The organism is Modicisalibacter sp. 'Wilcox' (genome assembly GCF_010993675.1).
Lineage (GTDB): Bacteria > Pseudomonadota > Gammaproteobacteria > Pseudomonadales > Halomonadaceae > Modicisalibacter > Modicisalibacter tunisiensis.
The window spans coordinates 1-17,020 of the sequence record NZ_WNXF01000009.1; the positions used below are offsets into that span (position 1 = coordinate 1).

Annotated in this window: 14 protein-coding genes; all 14 read left to right on the plus strand. The window is 58.8% G+C overall.

Annotated features, from left to right (window positions below; translation table 11 throughout):
- Positions 1–470: 470 nt before the first annotated feature.
- The 14 genes from G7A98_RS09660 to G7A98_RS09725 all read left to right on the plus strand — a co-directional run bounded on the left by G7A98_RS09660 (position 471) and on the right by G7A98_RS09725 (position 17,019).
- Positions 471–2,249 (plus strand): type I secretion system permease/ATPase, encoded by a 1,779-nt coding sequence (locus G7A98_RS09660; protein ID WP_163649464.1) that lies wholly within the window; start codon positions 471–473, stop codon positions 2,247–2,249.
- A gap of 2 nt (positions 2,250–2,251) precedes the next feature.
- Positions 2,252–3,628, plus strand: a complete 1,377-nt coding sequence (locus G7A98_RS09665; RefSeq protein WP_163649465.1) for an HlyD family type I secretion periplasmic adaptor subunit — start codon at positions 2,252–2,254, stop codon at positions 3,626–3,628.
- A 2-nt stretch (positions 3,629–3,630) separates the two neighbouring features.
- Positions 3,631–5,175 carry a TolC family outer membrane protein gene (locus G7A98_RS09670; protein ID WP_240464721.1) on the plus strand — a complete coding sequence of 515 codons (1,545 nt, stop codon included), beginning with the start codon at positions 3,631–3,633 and terminating at the stop codon, positions 5,173–5,175.
- 40 nt (positions 5,176–5,215) lie between these two features.
- A complete protein-coding gene (locus G7A98_RS09675; protein WP_240464722.1) occupies positions 5,216–6,556 on the plus strand; it encodes an undecaprenyl-phosphate glucose phosphotransferase in 1,341 nt (446 codons plus the stop codon).
- Positions 6,557–6,570: 14 nt separating this feature from the next.
- On the plus strand, positions 6,571–8,010 hold the full coding sequence (locus G7A98_RS09680) for a mannose-1-phosphate guanylyltransferase/mannose-6-phosphate isomerase (RefSeq protein WP_163649466.1): 1,440 nt from the start codon (positions 6,571–6,573) through the stop codon (positions 8,008–8,010).
- The gene (locus tag G7A98_RS09685) at positions 8,007–9,176 is read left to right on the plus strand and encodes a glycosyltransferase family 1 protein (protein WP_163649467.1); all 1,170 of its coding nucleotides are present in this window, start codon (positions 8,007–8,009) and stop codon (positions 9,174–9,176) included. Before G7A98_RS09680 ends, G7A98_RS09685 begins: the two co-directional genes overlap by 4 nt.
- Before the next feature lie 16 nt (positions 9,177–9,192).
- A complete protein-coding gene (locus G7A98_RS09690; RefSeq protein WP_163649468.1) occupies positions 9,193–10,044 on the plus strand; it encodes a WecB/TagA/CpsF family glycosyltransferase in 852 nt (283 codons plus the stop codon).
- A 69-nt stretch (positions 10,045–10,113) separates the two neighbouring features.
- Positions 10,114–10,401, plus strand: coding sequence for a hypothetical protein (locus G7A98_RS09695; RefSeq protein ID WP_163649469.1), 288 nt, complete (start codon positions 10,114–10,116; stop codon positions 10,399–10,401).
- Between the two features lie 109 nt (positions 10,402–10,510).
- Positions 10,511–11,491 (plus strand): GDP-mannose 4,6-dehydratase, encoded by a 981-nt coding sequence (gene gmd / locus G7A98_RS09700; protein WP_163649470.1) that lies wholly within the window; start codon positions 10,511–10,513, stop codon positions 11,489–11,491.
- Positions 11,488–12,486, plus strand: a complete 999-nt coding sequence (locus G7A98_RS09705) for a GDP-mannose 4,6-dehydratase (protein WP_163649471.1) — start codon at positions 11,488–11,490, stop codon at positions 12,484–12,486. Before gmd ends, G7A98_RS09705 begins: the two co-directional genes overlap by 4 nt.
- Before the next feature lie 4 nt (positions 12,487–12,490).
- Entirely contained in the window at positions 12,491–13,267 is a 777-nt protein-coding gene (locus G7A98_RS09710) for an ABC transporter permease (RefSeq protein ID WP_163649472.1), read from the plus strand.
- 8 nt (positions 13,268–13,275) lie between these two features.
- The gene (locus G7A98_RS09715; RefSeq protein ID WP_163649473.1) at positions 13,276–14,502 is read left to right on the plus strand and encodes an ABC transporter ATP-binding protein; all 1,227 of its coding nucleotides are present in this window, start codon (positions 13,276–13,278) and stop codon (positions 14,500–14,502) included.
- Positions 14,489–15,877, plus strand: coding sequence for a methyltransferase domain-containing protein (locus G7A98_RS09720; RefSeq protein WP_163649474.1), 1,389 nt, complete (start codon positions 14,489–14,491; stop codon positions 15,875–15,877). Before G7A98_RS09715 ends, G7A98_RS09720 begins: the two co-directional genes overlap by 14 nt.
- Positions 15,874–17,019 carry a glycosyltransferase family 4 protein gene (locus G7A98_RS09725; RefSeq protein ID WP_163649475.1) on the plus strand — a complete coding sequence of 382 codons (1,146 nt, stop codon included), beginning with the start codon at positions 15,874–15,876 and terminating at the stop codon, positions 17,017–17,019. The genes G7A98_RS09720 and G7A98_RS09725 overlap by 4 nt, the downstream gene beginning before the upstream one ends.
- The last annotated feature ends 1 nt before the right edge of the window (position 17,020 follow it).

Below are 17,020 nucleotides of genomic sequence, written 5' to 3' on the forward strand. Positions count from 1 at the left end.
ACTGATGAAGCATGAGACGGGATATCGCCCTCCAAGCCCCATCAAGGCTTGACGGGCAACATAGAATCTCCCACGGCTATTCAGCAAGCCGGGCGGGCTGGTGGCTGGGCTGTCTTGTGGGAGGGGATTCATCCCCGACAGCGGCGACCCGGTAGTTGGCTTATCGCGACTGAAGTCGCTCCCACGGCTATTCAGGCGGGCCGGTGGCTGGGCTGTCTTGTGGGAAGGGGATTCATCCCCGATGGCTCAGCCCGCTGGCCGATTCATCGCGACTGACGTCGTTCCCAAGCGGCGAACAAGCGCCGTTTTCCGTATCTGATCGAGGCGTCGCACCGCGGCGCCTCGTTCTATTTTGGGCTCCCTCTCATGCTCGCGTGTCACGATCTGTTATGCTTGGCGCCCTCGCCGAGCGACACCGGACGTCCGAGCGATCTTCACCCCTGTCACCCAACGATCGAGTGAGTGCACGCATGGCCAGCCGTCCAGAAGCCACCGACCTGCAGCGCGCCCTGAAGGCCTGTCGGGGCTCGTTTGTCACGGTGGGGTTCTTCAGCATGTTCATCAATCTTCTGATGCTGGTCCCCCCGCTCTACATGTTGCAGGTCTACGACCGCGTCATCGCCTCGCGCAGCGAGGACACCCTGTTCATGCTGACCCTGGTGGTGGTCTTCCTGTTCGCCGTCATGGGCCTGCTGGAGCTGGTTCGCTCGCGGATCCTGATCCGCGTCGGCAACCGGCTCGATACCCTGGTCAACGAGCGCCTCTACAGCGCCATGTTCCGGCGCAGCGTGCTCACCCAGGGCCAGCAGACCGCCCAGCCGCTCAGCGACCTGACCAACCTGCGCCAGTTCCTCACCGGCAACGGCCTGTTCGCCTTCTTCGATGCCCCCTGGGTGCCCATCTACCTGGCCGTGCTCTACCTGTTCCACCCCTGGCTGGGGGCCTTCGCCACCGTGGCCGGCATCATCCTGCTGACGCTGGCCATCGCCAACGAGAAGGCCACCAAGTCGATTCTGGCCGACGCCAACAGCGACCACATCAAGGCCCAGAACCTGGCCAACTCCAACCTGCGCAACTCGGAAGTCCTGCACGCCATGGGCATGCTGCCCGGCATCATGGGCCGCTGGGCGGCGAAGCACCACGAGTTCCTGGCCAAGCAGTCGCGGGCCAGCGACCGGGCCGGCGCCCTGACCAACGCCTCCAAGGTGCTGCGCATGCTGTTCCAGTCGATGATCCTGGGGCTGGGCGCGCTGCTGGTGCTCAAGGGCGAGATGTCGCCCGGGATGATGATCGCCGGCTCGATCCTCATGGGCCGGGCGCTGGCGCCGATCGATCAGATGATCGGCAGCTGGAAGGGCTTCGTCAGCTCGCGGGGCGCCTACCAGCGGCTCAACGAGCTGCTCACCCAGATTCCCGACGAGAACCGTCGCATGTCGCTGCCCGCGCCCAGGGGCGACGTGGCCATCGAGACCGTCGCCGCGGCACCGCCCGGGGTGCGCATGGCGACCATTCGCGGCATCAACTTCACGGTGGCCAGCGGCGAGCACATCGGCATCATCGGCCCCAGCGCCGCCGGCAAGTCGACCCTGGCCCGCGTGCTGCTGGGCATCTGGCCGCCGCAGGTCGGCAGCGTGCGCCTCGACGGCGCCGACATCACCCAGTGGAACCGCGACGAGCTCGGCCCGCACATCGGCTATCTGCCCCAGGACATCGAGCTGTTCGACGGCACCATCAGCGAGAACATCGCCCGCTTCGGCGAGGTCGACGCCGAGAAGGTGGTCGCCGCCGCCCGCAAGGCCGGGGTCCACGAGATGATCCTGCAGCTGCCCAACGGCTACGACACCGCCATCGGCGCCGCCAGCGGCGCGCTCTCCGGCGGCCAGCGCCAGCGCGTCGGCCTGGCCCGCGCCCTCTACGGCGACCCGGTGCTGGTGGTGCTCGACGAGCCCAATTCCAACCTCGACGACAGCGGCGAACGGGCGCTGGGCGACGCCATCGCCCAGCTCAAGGCCGAGGGCGTCACCCTGTTCGTGATCAGCCACCGCCAGAGCGTGCTCAAGCACGTCGACAAGCTGCTGGTGCTCAAGGAAGGCCAGGTCAGCATGTTCGGCCCCCGCGACCAGGTGCTGGCCCAGTTCGCCAAGCCCGGCAAGGGCCGGGTCGCCAACACCAGAAGCAACGGCCGGCTGGCCGCCGTGCAGGGCGGCCAGGGGCAGGGCAACGACGCGCAATCCCGGGAGCAGGACTGATCATGGCAGGCGACATTTCACGCAGCATCGACATCACGCCGTCCCGGCAGTCGCAGACCTACCCGGGCGACAGCGCCGCTCCCGGGGCCAAACTGCCCACCAGCGACCGCTTCTACAAGCGGCTGGGGCTGATCATCCTGCTGGTCGCCTTCGGCGGCTTCGGCGGCTGGGCGGCCACCGCCGACCTGGCCGTCTCCGTGGTGGCGCCCGGTTCGGTGTCGGTCGAGTCCTTCAAGAAGACCGTCCAGCACCTGGAGGGCGGCATCGTCCAGCAGATCCCGGTGCAGGACGGCGATCACGTCGAGGCCGGCGACACCCTGCTGGTGCTCGACAAGACCCAGGCGCGCTCGCAGCTCGAGATCGCCCGCTCGCAGTACCTGATCAACCGCGCCGCCGAGGTGCGGCTGCTGGCCGAGCAGAAGGGCGCCGACAGCCTGAGCTTCCCCGACGAGCTGCTCGCCAGCGACGCCCCAAGGGTCAAGGAAGTGCTCGCCGTGCAGCGGGCGCTGTTCCAGGCGCGCCGCGAGTCGCTCGACGGCACCCTCGCCGCGCTCGACGAACAGAGTCAGCAGATGCGCGAGCAGATCGATGGCCTGCAGAACCTGATCGGCGTCAACCGCTCGCGCATCACGTCGCTGAAGGGTGAGGCCGACGACTACCGCTCGCTGTTCAAGGAAGGGCTGGGCGACAATCAGCGCCTGCGCGAGCTGGAGCGCCAGGTGCTGCAGTTCCAGGGCGAGAACGCCCAGCATCACGCGCAGATCGCCAAGCTCAAGTCGCAGATCAGCGAGAACAAGGTGCAGAAGCAGGTCAAGCAGCAGGAGTTCCAGAAGGAAGTCGGCGAGCAGCTGCGCCAGGCCCAGGCCAACATCGCTGATGCCGAGGAGCGCATCACCGCGCTCGCCGACCAGGTCAAGCGCACCACCGTCACCGCGCCGGTCACCGGCACCGTGGTGGGCATGAAGGTGCACACCGTGGGCGCGGTCATCAAGCCGGGCGAGCCGATCATGAACATCGTGCCCGCCGGTGACGACTTCGTCGTCGAGGCACGCATTCCCAGCAAGGACATCGACAACATCTACCCCGGGCAGTACGCCGAGATCCGCTTCAGCGCCTTCAACCAGCGCCTGACCAACGTCATCAAGGGGGAAGTGGTCAACGTCAGCGCCGACACCTTCCAGGACGAGGCCACCGGCGCCAGCTACTACAAGGCGCGGGTCAAGGTCACCCCCGAGGGCAAGCGCGAGATGACCGAGAACATGCAGCTGCTCGCCGGCATGCCCGCCGAGGTCATGATTCGCACCGGCGAACGCACCTTCGCCAGCTACGTGGTCAAGCCGATCACCGACATGCTGGCCCGCGCCATGCAGGAGGAGTGACGATGGCCACGCGCAAGACGACCGGCACGCTGCTGCTGGCCCTGCCGCTGTGCGGACAGCTGGCCTGGGCCCAGACGGCGAGCGCCGACTGGACCGACCGGCTGCCGGCGCTGGACAGCACCACGGATGCGGCGGCTGCCGACGCCGCGCCCTCCGCCGGCATGACCGGGACGGCGGCGGATGGCACCGCCGCGCAGGTGGCCGAGCCGCCGGACGGCGCTTCGGCCGCCGAGCCCCTGCCGTCGCTGCCGGCGCTGTTCAAGGCCGCGCTGGACAACGACGCCAAGCTCGCCAGCCAGCGCTACGAGGCCGAGGCCAGCCAGCAGAACGTGCCGATGGCCGAGGCCGGGCTCAAGCCGCAGGTCAAGGCCAGCGCCGGTTACATCTACCAGCAGTCGGACAACTACTACACCAACAACCCGGCCTACAACCCCGACAACGAGCTTAGCCGCGTCGGCAGCGACTACGAGGCCCGCTACCAGGGCACCACCCGCGACCAGACCTGGCGGCTGCAGCTTTCCCAGCCGCTGTTCAGTCTCGAGCGCTGGCGCAAGGTCGGCAAGGCCGAGGCGCAGAGCGCCGCCGCCGAGCTCAAGGTCGCCGTGGGCGAGCGCGACCTGGCGCTGAACGTCGCCAAGTCGTATCTGGATGCCTTCCTCGCCTCGCGCAAGCTGGGGCTGCTGGACGCCAAGCGGAAGTCGCTCGAGCTGCAGGTCAAGCAGGCCCAGCGCGCCTACGACCTGGGGGTGGGGGACCGCATCAACCTGCTCGAGGCCCGCTCGCGGCTCGACCAGGCGGTGTCCGACACGCTGCAGGCCGAAAACGAGCTCGACAACGCCCTGAGCGCCCTGGAGCGCCTGACCGGCCGGCTGCCGCGCTTCGACGGCTCGGCCCTGGGCGATCTCGCCACGGTCGACCTGCCCAGCGACTGGGGAACGGCGGACGACTGGCTTTCGCGCACCGCGGACAACGTCGAGGTCAAGCTGGGCAAGCAGCAGCAGAAGGTCGCCGAGGCCGAGACCGGCGTGCGCGCCGCCGGGCACTACCCCGAGCTCAACCTCAACCTCTCCTACTCGGACCGTTCCTCCAACGACCCCTTCCGCGAGAGCCGCGACGCCTCGGCCAGCGTGCAGCTCGACGTGCCGATCTACCAGGGCGGCTACACCTCCGCCAGCGTGCGCCAGGGCGAGCTGTCCGCCCGGGCCAGCCACGCCTCCTACACCAACGCCCTGAAGCTGGCGCGCCAGGAGGTTCGCACCCGGCTGCGCAGCCTCGACGGCGACGTGCGTCAGGTCAAGGCGCTGCAGCGCTCCATCGAGTCCAGCCGGCTGTTCCTGCAGGCGGCACAGAAGGGCCAGCAGCTCGGCCTGCGCGATCTGGTCGACGTGCTCGACGCCCGCGCCAAGCTCTACGACCAGCGCATCCAGCTCGTCGAGGTCATCCGCCAGTACCTGCTCGATCAGCTCAATCTGCAGGCGGCGGTCGGCGCGCTGGACACGCGCGATCTAGTCGATACCATGACGCTACTGCAACGAGTGAGCGGATGACTCCCGAATGGCGCCAAGGAATGGTAGCGACTTTCTTCGCATGGCGATGCGCGGCTTCGACGCCGCCGTCGCTATATCTGTAGGCAGCTTTTTTTTCTGGTGCCTGCCGAACCTGGCCTATGCCTATGGTATCGAATACCCGCTGCTGATCGTGGCGGGGGGGCTGCTGCTGCCCGCCGTCGGCGAGATGTTTGGCCTCTACGAACCCTGGCGCGGGCGTAGCGTATTCAGCATGTTTGGCACCTATTTTGTTAGTTGGCTGACTACTATTCTGCTGATAAGTGTCTTCCTGGTGGTCACACAGAGTGGCCATATCTACTCGCGCTTGTGGATGGGCTTGTCTGCTTTAGGTGTGCTGCTGTGTGGTTTTCTAGCTCGCGGCATACTGTATGGATATTTACGAAGGCTGCGCGCCAGTGGCCATAATCTCAAGGGTGTACTGTTCATAGGTCTGCCCGGCAACGTCGAACTGGTACGTCGACATTTGGCTGAAATGCCTTATACCGGCTATCGCATCGAGCAAGTTATCGCCCATGATGACGAAACGCAAGTCATGGCAGAAGTGTGTCAATTGGCCAAAGATGCTGCCTTTCAGCGTAATTTTCATGAAATATGGCTCAGCTACCCGCTGAGCCACGGTACTACTGTCAAGAATCTGGCTGATCATCTGATTGCTGTTCCCGTCGATGTCCGTTACTTTCCCGACCTGACGGATGTGAGGTTGTTGAACCATCGCATTGCCAAGGTGGCGGACATGTTTTCTCTGGACCTCAACTACAGTCCGCTGCGCGGGCCGGCTCGAGTAGTGAAGGCAGTGGAAGATCGCCTGCTTGGCACCTTGCTCTTCATCGGATTTCTTCCTGTCATGGTGATGATAGCGATTGCCGTGAGAGCCACAATGGGGGGGCCTGTGCTTTTCAAACAGTACCGTCACGGCCTGGATGGCAAGCGCTTCAAGATCTACAAGTTTCGCACCATGCGCCCGCATGACACCGGCGGGCACACCGCCCAGGCGAAGGCTGGAGATATGCGCATCACCCCTCTGGGAAGATGGCTGAGAAAGACCAGCCTTGACGAGCTGCCCCAGTTGTATAACGTGTTGCAGGGGCGAATGTCGCTGGTCGGCCCCCGCCCTCACGCGATGGATCACAACGCCTTGTACAAGGACTTGATCGGTGCTTACATGCAGCGTCATCGCGTCAAGCCCGGTATCACCGGCTGGGCACAGATTCATGGTCTGCGTGGGAATACCGAGACTGTCAGTGACATGGAACAACGTATCGAATATGACCTCTATTATATCAATAACTGGTCGCTGGGGATGGACCTGAAGATACTGTTGCTGACGATTACGCGGGGATTTGTCAACGACAAACCCTGATTTCAGGAGCTTACATGATCATACCCGTCATTCTATCCGGAGGCTCCGGCTCGCGCCTGTGGCCGGTTTCCCGTGAACACTACCCCAAGCAATTTCTCAAGCTAAATTCAGATACCCATAGCTTGTTGCAGGAAACCGCGCTTCGCCTAAAGGGCCTATCGGACTGTCGGGATCCAATCGTCGTCTGTAACGACCAGCATCGCTTTCTGGTAGCAGAGCAACTCGACAGCCTAGGTATTTCGTCCTCTCGCATCCTGCTGGAGCCGGTAGGGCGAAATACTGCGCCGGCACTGGCGTTGGCTGCCATGGCGGCGCTTGAGACAGTCGAGGATCCTGTTCTTCTGGTTATGCCGGCAGACCACGTCATTACCGATGTAGCAGCATTTCAGATTGCCGTGAAGCAGGGGCTGGAACTCGTGAATGGAGGTGATCTCGTTACGTTCGGGATTCAACCCGATTCGCCCAATACTGGATATGGCTATATTCACAAGGGAGACGCGAGAGCTGGCGGCTATGGGGTAAACGCTTTTGTCGAAAAGCCTGATCAGGAGCGTGCACAGGCCTATCTGGCCTCGGGTGAGTACTTGTGGAATAGCGGTATCTTCCTGTTTCGCGCAAGCCAGTATCTGGATGAGCTATCTGAACACGCCAATGATATTCTGCAATGTTGTGAAACCGCTTACCATGCGCGTCGTGAGGATCTCGATTTCCTACGTATCGATGAGGCGTCCTTTGCAGAATGCCGTAGTGATTCAATCGATTACGCTGTCATGGAAAGGACTCGGCGTGCTGCAGTGATTCCCATGAACCCAGGGTGGAATGATATCGGTGCATGGGATGCGCTTTATGAGTTGAAAGCCAGCGAAGCCAATGGAGGGAATGCGATACAAGGCGATGTACTTCTTCATGAGGCACATGGAAACTACATTCGCAGTGAGTCACGTCTGGTCGCAGCAGTTGGGGTAGACGATCTGATCATTGTTGAAACCGATGATGCGGTGCTGGTGGCGGATCGCAATCGCGCGCAGGATACCAAGCAGATCGTAAACGCTCTGAAGGCCCAGCAGCGCAGTGAGTGCCATACTCATAAAAGTGTGTATCGCCCTTGGGGGCATTATCGTACGATGGTTATCAGTGAAGGGTTTCAGGTAAAGGAAATTGTTGTCAATCCCGGACATACTCTTTCCTTGCAGATGCATTATCATCGGGCCGAGCACTGGATCGTTGTGCAAGGCACGGCACGAGTAACGCAAGGGCAAGGCCATGGCGACTTCGATAATCTGAAAAGCTTTTTACTGTCAGAAGACGAATCAACCTATATCTCCCTGGGAACTGTTCATCGGCTGGAGAATCCCGGAAAGATTCCGCTACGCCTGATAGAGGTACAAACTGGTCGTTACCTTGGCGAGGATGACATTGTCCGCTTCGAGGACCATTATGGGCGCCTGCAATGAAGGTGGTTGTCAATGCTTCCAGCATGACACGTCAGGCGACAGGGATTGGCCGCTATACTCGTGGCCTGTTGAGCCAGTTGATTAACGATTTTTCGCTAGATATAAAAGCGTTCGATCATGCGCATCTCTGGCCTGATAGCCAGTCGCTAGCGTCCTGGCTTCATGAGCCAGGTACTTCTGGCGGAAAGAATGATGGATGGGTGCAACGTTGTTATCCTTTGCTTCGTCGGCTTCCTGGGCGTTTCGTTTTAGCCCGCATGCGACTGAAAAGGCAGCTCAATAAATTGAAGAGGTGGGAGGTTTACTGGGAACCAGACTATCTTCCCGTTGACTTTTCCACGAGGCGCCCTGTAGTGCCGGTAATACATGACATGGCCTGGTGGCGTCATCCAGAATATGTACATCCTGTCATGTGTCGCCAGCTTGCACGCTATTTACCCAATGTTGTTCGCCAGGCGGCACGAATCAATGTGGTTTCTGCTTTCACAAGAACAGAGCTGTGCGAGCGCTTCGAAGTCGAGCCACAGAAAATAGATATTGTCTCTCCTGCGGCGAGCCATGAGTTTCAGCCAGGCGCTTTAACGGCTCAGCTGGCAGAACATTTCATGTTGCCGGAAAGGTACATTTTAAGTGTCGCCACTTTGGAGCCGCGCAAGAATCTGTCACGTCTTCTGAGAGCGTACCAGGCCCTTCCGAGTAGCCTGCGGCAGGGTTGTCCGCTTTTGCTCGTTGGCCGCCGAGGCTGGCTGGACGAAAAGCTGCGAAAACAAGTCGATACCATGCAGGCGAGTGGTGAGGTTCGCTGGCTGGGGTATGTACCAGGCTCCGCGTTGCCCGGGCTTATGGCCGGAGCGACGCTTATGGCCTATCCCTCCTTGTATGAAGGGTTCGGTATGCCTGTGCTGGAATCGCTGGCATGTGGAACCCCGGTTCTGACTTCTGACGTAGCATCACTTCCGGAAGTGGCTGGCGATACGGCTGTCTATGTCGAGCCAACTTCTATCGACAGCATCCGTCAGGGCCTTCATACTCTCCTGGATGATACTGAGCTGCGAGCCCGCTTGAGCCAGGAAGGCCCAGTGAGGGCACAGCATTTCAGCTGGGCGTCCTCAGCCATGCGCTTGAAGGATAGCCTGAAAAACGCGGCTTACGAGCATGATGAGTAAGGACACTGGATGTCATATGCCCGACTGTACACGCCTGTTCGGCCTCGATTTTCCTATTGCTAATGTATCGGAAACTGCAGAGCTGGTCGCGCAAGCCATTGATCGCAGGTACCGTTTTCAGGTTGTGACACCCAACCTGGAATACATCTATTGGCAGCATCATAATCCCGAGCTGGGGAGTGCGATGCATGCTGCGGAAATCGTGACTCCTGATGGTATGCCTCTCGTCTGGCTGTCCAGAGTGCCCGGAGGTCAGCGAAAACCGTTGCCTGGGAGGGTGACTGGTGCCGATCTTTTGCCTGCCTTGTGTCGGCTTGGGGGGCAGCGACAATGGCGTATCATGCTGTTGGGTGGTGCGCCGGGAGTGGCGGAAAAGGCTGCCGAGCGCCTGGTGGACATGGTTCCGGATCTGCCAGCTCCGCAGACGCTTGCGCCGGATATGAATTTCGAACGTGATCCCTGTAAAGAACAAAGGGTTATCGAGTCGATCAACTCCTATCGACCCCATCTGCTTGCTATTGCCATGGGGTGCCCACGCCAGGAGTGCTGGATTCGTAAGGTCCTGTCGCGTCTGGATGCGAATGCCGTGATAGGCGTTGGCGCGTCACTGGACTTTCTTGCCGGTAATCAACGTCGTGCTCCCATGTGGATGCAGAACGCTGGGCTGGAGTGGCTGTGGCGATTTTCATGCTCGCCACGTCGTCTCGGAAAACGATACCTGTTGACGTATCCTCGCTCTATCCCACTGGTGATCCGTGAGCTAGCGCGTCATCCGGATGGCCAAAAAGTGGCAGATGAACCCTGGTGGCGTATGGTCTTGGGCCAAGATGCCTCCACCCCTGTCGCCAGAGAGTTCGACGCGAGGTAGTTCGGCAGTACGAGCCCGGATAAAACGGCTTAAGGGCAAGCTGTCGTTTTTATTATCAGGAGATTCTGCATGGCGGAAGACGAAAGCTCAAAGGCTCCGTATCTGCTTAGAAACAATACGAACCTGGACTTCTCGGTTCTGGAATCTCGGCTTGCAGAGATTCTCATGGAGCAGGAAACCGTTCCCGCTTCCCCAGCGGCGCTTCCCAGCCAGCAGGCACCAGCTTCTGGTAACCTGAAGAGGCTGTCGATTCGGTTGCGATCCAGTGCCCTGGTCAGGGAATGGCTGCCTAGGCATCCAAGGCTTTACCGCATCGCAAGATCCATTTATCGCAGCCTGAAAAAGGCAAGAGTGTGATCAGGCTCAGAAGTAGGTCAAGGTAGCTTGATGCCGATATTTCAGTTAAGAAACTGGAAATCGGTTGTTAGGTGTCAAAAATAGTATTGTTTATCTAGGAAACCATGGAATGCATAGCAAAACGGCACTGATTACGGGAATTACCGGGCAGGATGGGGCTTATCTATCTCAGCTGCTGTTGGAAAAAGGCTACACAGTCTATGGGGTGTCACCCCGCCGGAGCACCTCTGATGTCAACCTTTCGAGGCTTGAATGGCTGGGAGTTACCGACAAGGTTAAACTGGTTGATGGAGATCTTGCCGACCTTTCAAGTCTGGTTCGTATAGTTCAGAAATGTCAGCCAGATGAAGTCTATAACCTTGGTGCTCAATCTTTCGTACAGACTTCCTGGAATCAACCTCTGTTGACGGGGCAAGTGACTGGCATTGGTGCTGTTAATCTTCTGGAGGCTGTAAGGATTGTCAAGCCCGGTGCCAGGTTTTACCAAGCATCTACTTCAGAAATGTATGGCCTTATCCAGGAGCCTAAACAAAGCGAGAGCACTCCGTTCTATCCTCGTTCTCCCTATGCTGCAGCAAAGCTATATGCTCACTGGATGACGGTGAATTATCGAGAAAGCTTTGACCTTTATTCCTGCAGTGGCATTCTTTTCAATCATGAGTCGCCTCTGCGCGGACTTGAATTTGTGACGCGAAAGGTCACCGACGGTGTGGCGCGAATCAAGTTGGGAATGACTCAAGAGATGCGGCTTGGCAATATTGATGCAAAACGTGACTGGGGACATGCTCGCGATTACGTAAAAGCCATGTGGCTCATGCTGCAGCAGGACGAACCTGACGATTATGTGATCGCTACTGGTGTGACCACAAGTGTACGTGATATGTGCCGCATTGCTTTTGAGCATGTTGGTCTCGACATGGAGAAGCATGTAGTCATTGATCCTAGGTTCTATCGCCCCGCCGAAGTGGATGTGCTGCTCGGCAATCCTGCCAAGGCTCAGCAAAAACTTGGCTGGAGTGCGGAAACGAGCCTTCAGGACATGATTGTGGAAATGCTTGAGGCTGACCTGAAGCGCTTGGGGAATGCATGATGACTCCGCAGCCGGAAACCGCTGGTGTGTCGTCTCCGGTCCTGCTGGTCACCGGAGGTAGTGGCTTTGTTGGTCGGCACCTTATCAATGCCTTGGCCTTGCGCTGGCCTGAAGCCAGCCTTCATGCAACTGCCCACAGCAACCTGCCGGACGACGGCCCGACAGGTTGCCAATGGGATCGGCTTGATGTTGCGGAGGCCAGTCATGTTGCTGAAATTATTGAAGTTTTGAAGCCTTCTGTCATTGTGCATCTGGCTGCTCAGTCGCATGTACCCACGAGCTTTGAGCATCCAGTAGAAACTTGGCGGATCAACTTGAATGGTACGCTGAATCTTCTGGAGGCCGTGCAGCAGCATAGCCCCTTGACGCGATTGCTGATAGTCGGCTCTTCCGACATGTACGGTGGTTCCTTTCGTTCAGGCAAGGCCGTGACGGAGGATTCGCCGTTGCTACCGCTCAACCCCTATGCCGCAAGCAAGGCAGCTGCCGACCTGGCCGCTTACCAGTATTCGCAAAGTGCCGGGCTGGCAGTTATTCGGGCGCGCTCTTTCAACCACACAGGGCCGGGTCAGAACGAACGATTCGTATTGCCGGCCTTTGCCAGTCAGATTGCCAGAATCGAACGGGGCGCTCAGCCTCCTGTTCTGGAAACCGGCAATCTGGAGGCTGAGCGCGACTTTCTCGATGTTGATGACGTAATCGAGGCCTACCTGGCCCTGATGTCGCTTCCTCGAGAGCAATACCAGGGACAAGCCTACAATATCGCCTCGGGGACTTCAGTGCCCATCCGGGCTCTGCTGGAGCGGTTGGTGGCGCTTTCGACACGGCGTATCGAGACGCGGCTTGATCCGGCGCGTCAGCGTCCCGTCGATATTTCACGAGTCGCCGCTGACACCTCTGCGATTCAGCGTGCTGCCGGTTGGCGGCCAACCCGATCCATGGACGACATGCTGCTACGCCTACTTGATGATTGGCGGCAGCGCTTGGCTGGGTAAGTAAATGAATTTTTCACTACTTTTACATCTCACGAAGCAGGATCTGGTCGACCGCTATACTGGCTCAATCCTTGGTGCGGCCTGGACTTTTATCATGCCGCTTGTGAATATCCTGATATTTACCCTGGTGTTTTCCCGAATAATGGGGATGAAATTGTCTTCACTGGGGCTTGATCTTGGCCAGTATAGCTACAGTGTCTATCTGGTTATCGGTGTTCTTGCCTGGAATCTTTTTGCCAGTACCTTGACCCGAGTCACCAATGTCTTCCATGAAAAAGCGCCTATCATCGGCAAGGTCAGCTTACCCCTTTTCTTCCTGCCGCTTTATGTGTTGGTGAGCGAGCTGATCATATATTTCATATCCAACGTTTTTTTCATTATTTTTCTCGTTATCATAGATTTCGATTTTTCTCGATACTGGCTCTGGTGGCCGGTCGTCCTTCTGGCTCAGCAGATGTTGGCCTATGCCCTCGGCCTGATTTTCGCGATACTGAGCGTTTTTATTCAGGACATAAAGCAGTTTGTCGGAGTATTGACACAATTATGGTTCTGGATGACGCCGATTGTGTATGTGGTAGACATTCTTCCGGAAGGCTGGAAACCGCTGTTTTTGCTCAACCCCTTCTACCATATCGTTAATTCGCTGCGTGATGTTCTGATGTTGCACAGCGCCCCGGCAATTTTTCCGCTGGCATGTATTCTGTTCCTTGCCACGGCGATGCTGGGTTTCGGACTATGGCTTGGCCACAGGCTGGAGCGCGACATTCGAGACTTTATTTAAGGCGCATCATGATCGAAGTTCGTCATCTCTCCAAACATTTCCGCTTCTACCATAAGCCGGTAGACCGCTTGAAAGAAATTATGCTGCGCAAGCCCAGGCATCATCTGCACACTGCGCTTGATGATGTTTCCTTTCAGGTGGGTGACAGCGAGACTTTGGGGATCCTTGGTCGCAATGGGGCAGGCAAGTCAACGCTGTTGAAGATTTTGATAGGAGTTTTGCTGCCGGATGCGGGCGAGTTCAATATTACCGGCCGAATTACCGGTCTTCTGGAACTGGGGACCGGCTTTGATGCCAATCTAACTGGCGCGCAGAATATTCGTGCCAATGGTCTGTTTCTGGGCATGAATGCTCAGCAGATTGAGGAACGTCGCCAAGCCATTATCGAGTTCAGTGAGCTGGGCAGTTTTATTGATGAGCCACTGCGCACCTATTCGTCGGGTATGGTAATGCGCCTGGCTTTCTCCATCGGTATTCATGCCGACCCCAGCTGCTTCGTGATTGATGAGGCTCTCTCGGTTGGTGACGCTCACTTTCAACAGAAATGCATGCGTCGGATACGCGAATTTCGTGCTCAGGGTGGGTCGATTATCTTTGTTTCGCATGATCTGAACGCAGTGAAGATGCTCTGTGACAAGGTTATTGTGCTCAATGGTGGCCATGTCGTCTTCGAGGGTGAAGCGGAAGAGGGAGCCAACTATTATAATCGACTGCTTGCTGAAGATACCGAGTTTCCCGACGAGGATGTTGAAACCGCCTACTACGGCACAGGGGAAGCTAGGATCATCGATTATGAGCTACGAGGACGCCAGTCGGACACCAGCAGTGTCGCCAGTGGAGAAACGGTAGATGTTCTACTGGATATCGAAGCCTACGAGAATCTGGAGGAGATTACCGTCGGGCTGATGGTTCGGGATCGCTTCGGTCAGGATATCTTCGGCACCAACACCTGGTATCTGAATCAACCGCTTGCCATGCGGGCCGGCGAGCGCAAGCAATGTCGCCTGACTCTGGAAATGAATCTCGCGCCCGGAAAGTACACCCTGACACTAGCGCTTCACGAGAGCAGTGATCATACCCGGCGCTGTTATCAATGGTGCGACAACCTGATACGTTTCGATGTCTCCGGCATTCGCGGCACTCAGTTCGGCGGCATCTGCCGCTTGCCGTTGCAATGCGATTTCGTGGATATCCCTGCTGATTCTCCCGGAGCCGAGACGCATGCTGCGCGCTAACAACCCGCGGATCGATACCGCAGCCCTTTCGGCCCGGATCCAGCGGCTCAGGGAAGGGATGGGCTCGCCGCCCGACTGGCCGGGTGAACGCCGCTGGGTAGAAAGTCTGGAGGGAGCCAGCGTCGCGCTGGGTGCCACGCATCACCGTCGTGCCCCTGTACCAAGCGATGCCAATACCTTGCTGCAACTCCGGGATAGTGATTTCGTGGATGCGGCCTATCAGGCGCTGCTTGGGAGACTGCCGAACCAGATCGAATACTATGGGGCGCTGAGTCATCTCAATGCCGGCGAGCCACGAGAGTCTCTTCTGCTGACGCTAGAAGCTCTGGCTCGCAAATCTGAGGCCGAACCGGCAGCGGTGGGCATCAAGTCCATTCCCGGTATGCGTCGCGTTCTTTTGCTGGCTCGAATGAGCAGGTTGCGCAAGGTCGGTCGACTGGTGCGCTGGTCGTTTGCCCTGTTGCGACTGGACCGTTTGCGCGAATGGCAGGAGCGACTGGCGCATCTGCAGGATGCTCGCTATCGGATGCTACTTGACCAGTTGCGCCATCAGTCGCGAGGGATTAATACATTGCAGCGACGTGTGACGGAGTTGGAAGCCGACAATGACACCTTGCATCGCCAGCAGGCTCGGCGTCCTGTCGTTTCGGACGCCTCGGGTCCGCCTCCAGAGGGACGACTTGCCGGTGAAACCGATTTCTATCGGGCTCTGGAAGCGCGTTTTCGCGGCTCGCCACAAAGTATTCTGGCATTGAAGAAGGAACACCTGGAACGGGTCCGCGGCGTTACGCCGCTCGAAGCTGGCAAGCCCCTGCTGGATCTTGGTTGTGGCCGAGGAGAATGGTTAAAGCTGTTGCAGGAAGAGGGTATCGATGCTCTGGGAGTCGACCTGAACGCAGCCAATGTCCGCGCCGCTGCCGGTGAAGGACTGCAGGTCCATTATCAGGATGCCATCGAGGCCCTGCATGAGCAGAATGATGACAGTCTCGGCATGGTGACTTCATTTCATCTGATCGAGCATCTCCCGATGGATACGCTACGTCGGCTGTTTGCTGAAGCCTGGCGAGCGCTGGCGCCGGGTGGAAGGCTGCTGCTCGAGACGCCCAATCCGCAGAACCTGATTGTCGGGAGCTGCAACTTTTATCTTGACCCCACGCATGTGCGTCCGATTCCGCCCGACCTGTTGGCCTTCCTGGCCGAGTTCAGCGGATTTGTCGACGTTCAAATCCTGCCACTGCATCCGGTTGCTGAGGCAGAACGATTGCCAGGTACCGAAGAAACCACGCTGCGTTTGAATCATTACCTGTACGGCCCGCAGGATTACGCGTTGATGGCCGGCAAGCCGGCACCAGCACTCCAGGAGTCAGAGGCATGAGCAAAGGCGCAATTGCCGTCCACCAGTTTCACCATGGCGTCGATGTCGGTGACGGCGTTACCAACAGCCTGTTCTTTATTCAGAAGCTCCTGCGTTCGCTGGGTTTCGAGTCTGATATCTTTGCGGTCAACGCTCCTCGTTCACTCAGCGACAGGATTCGGCCCTACCAGGCACTGGAAAAGTGCGACGCTGAGCGAACCTTGCTGTTGCACCACCACTCGATGGGGCATGATATAGGCGCTTGGCTGGAAAGCCTGTCGTTGCGTCGTGCTCTGGTCTATCACAACATCACGCCGGCCGAGTTCTTCGCGCCGGGAAGTGACAATCGTCATTATGCCGAGCTGGGCCGCGAACAGCTGAAACAGTGGCGTGACACCTTCGCCGCCGTCCTCGCCGTCTCGGAATACAACGCCGACGATCTCGTCTCGCTCGGCTATGCCCGCGACGCCATTCGTGTCATTCCCCTGCTGGTCGACAGCGACAATCTTCTCGACGAAACCACAACCCTCGGTTCGCTGGCCACGCTGGTGCATCCCGCGCTCGAGTTTCGTCCCGCGCTAGCCTTTGTCGGCCGCATCGTCGAGAACAAGCGCCAACACCTGCTGCTGGAAATGCTCTGGTATCTGCATCGAATGCTCGATTTGCCCGACGACGAAAAGCCCATGCTGGTGCTGGCCGGCGGCGGCGAGACGTCGCCCTATGGCCGGTTCCTCTGGCAGCGGCTGCATCAGTTGCATCTTGATGACAGTGTGGTGATCTGCGGCAAGATCGATGACGCGACACGCCAGGTGCTTTATCGACAGAGCGCCGCTTTCGTCTGTGCCAGTGCTCATGAAGGCTTTGGAATGCCGCTGGTCGAGGCCATGGCCGCTGACTGCCCTGTCGTGGCCATCGACAAGGCCAACGTCTCGCATACTCTTGGCGAAGGCGGGCTGATTCTTGGCGAAGACGATCCGGCCGGCATGGCGGCTGCCGTGGCACTGTTGTTGCAAGACGAGCCCCTGCGACATGCCGTACAGGAAGGACAGCGTCATGCCCTGACCCGTTACACCTCCGAGCGGTTGCGCGATGAGCTGCGTGATTGGCTAGATACTGAGCTCGACCTCCGGCCGCCGCATCCTGCTGCCCCTTCTTTCACATGAC

Coding starts and splice junctions, on each gene's coding strand:
- G7A98_RS09660 (WP_163649464.1), top strand. CDS start 471: ATGGCCAGCCGTCCAGAAGCCACCGACCTGCAGCGCGCCCTGAAGGCC.
- G7A98_RS09665 (WP_163649465.1), top strand. CDS start 2,252: ATGGCAGGCGACATTTCACGCAGCATCGACATCACGCCGTCCCGGCAG.
- G7A98_RS09670 (WP_240464721.1), top strand. CDS start 3,631: ATGGCCACGCGCAAGACGACCGGCACGCTGCTGCTGGCCCTGCCGCTG.
- G7A98_RS09675 (WP_240464722.1), top strand. CDS start 5,216: ATGGCGATGCGCGGCTTCGACGCCGCCGTCGCTATATCTGTAGGCAGC.
- G7A98_RS09680 (WP_163649466.1), top strand. CDS start 6,571: ATGATCATACCCGTCATTCTATCCGGAGGCTCCGGCTCGCGCCTGTGG.
- G7A98_RS09685 (WP_163649467.1), top strand. CDS start 8,007: ATGAAGGTGGTTGTCAATGCTTCCAGCATGACACGTCAGGCGACAGGG.
- G7A98_RS09690 (WP_163649468.1), top strand. CDS start 9,193: ATGCCCGACTGTACACGCCTGTTCGGCCTCGATTTTCCTATTGCTAAT.
- G7A98_RS09695 (WP_163649469.1), top strand. CDS start 10,114: ATGGCGGAAGACGAAAGCTCAAAGGCTCCGTATCTGCTTAGAAACAAT.
- gmd (WP_163649470.1), top strand. CDS start 10,511: ATGCATAGCAAAACGGCACTGATTACGGGAATTACCGGGCAGGATGGG.
- G7A98_RS09705 (WP_163649471.1), top strand. CDS start 11,488: ATGATGACTCCGCAGCCGGAAACCGCTGGTGTGTCGTCTCCGGTCCTG.
- G7A98_RS09710 (WP_163649472.1), top strand. CDS start 12,491: ATGAATTTTTCACTACTTTTACATCTCACGAAGCAGGATCTGGTCGAC.
- G7A98_RS09715 (WP_163649473.1), top strand. CDS start 13,276: ATGATCGAAGTTCGTCATCTCTCCAAACATTTCCGCTTCTACCATAAG.
- G7A98_RS09720 (WP_163649474.1), top strand. CDS start 14,489: ATGCTGCGCGCTAACAACCCGCGGATCGATACCGCAGCCCTTTCGGCC.
- G7A98_RS09725 (WP_163649475.1), top strand. CDS start 15,874: ATGAGCAAAGGCGCAATTGCCGTCCACCAGTTTCACCATGGCGTCGAT.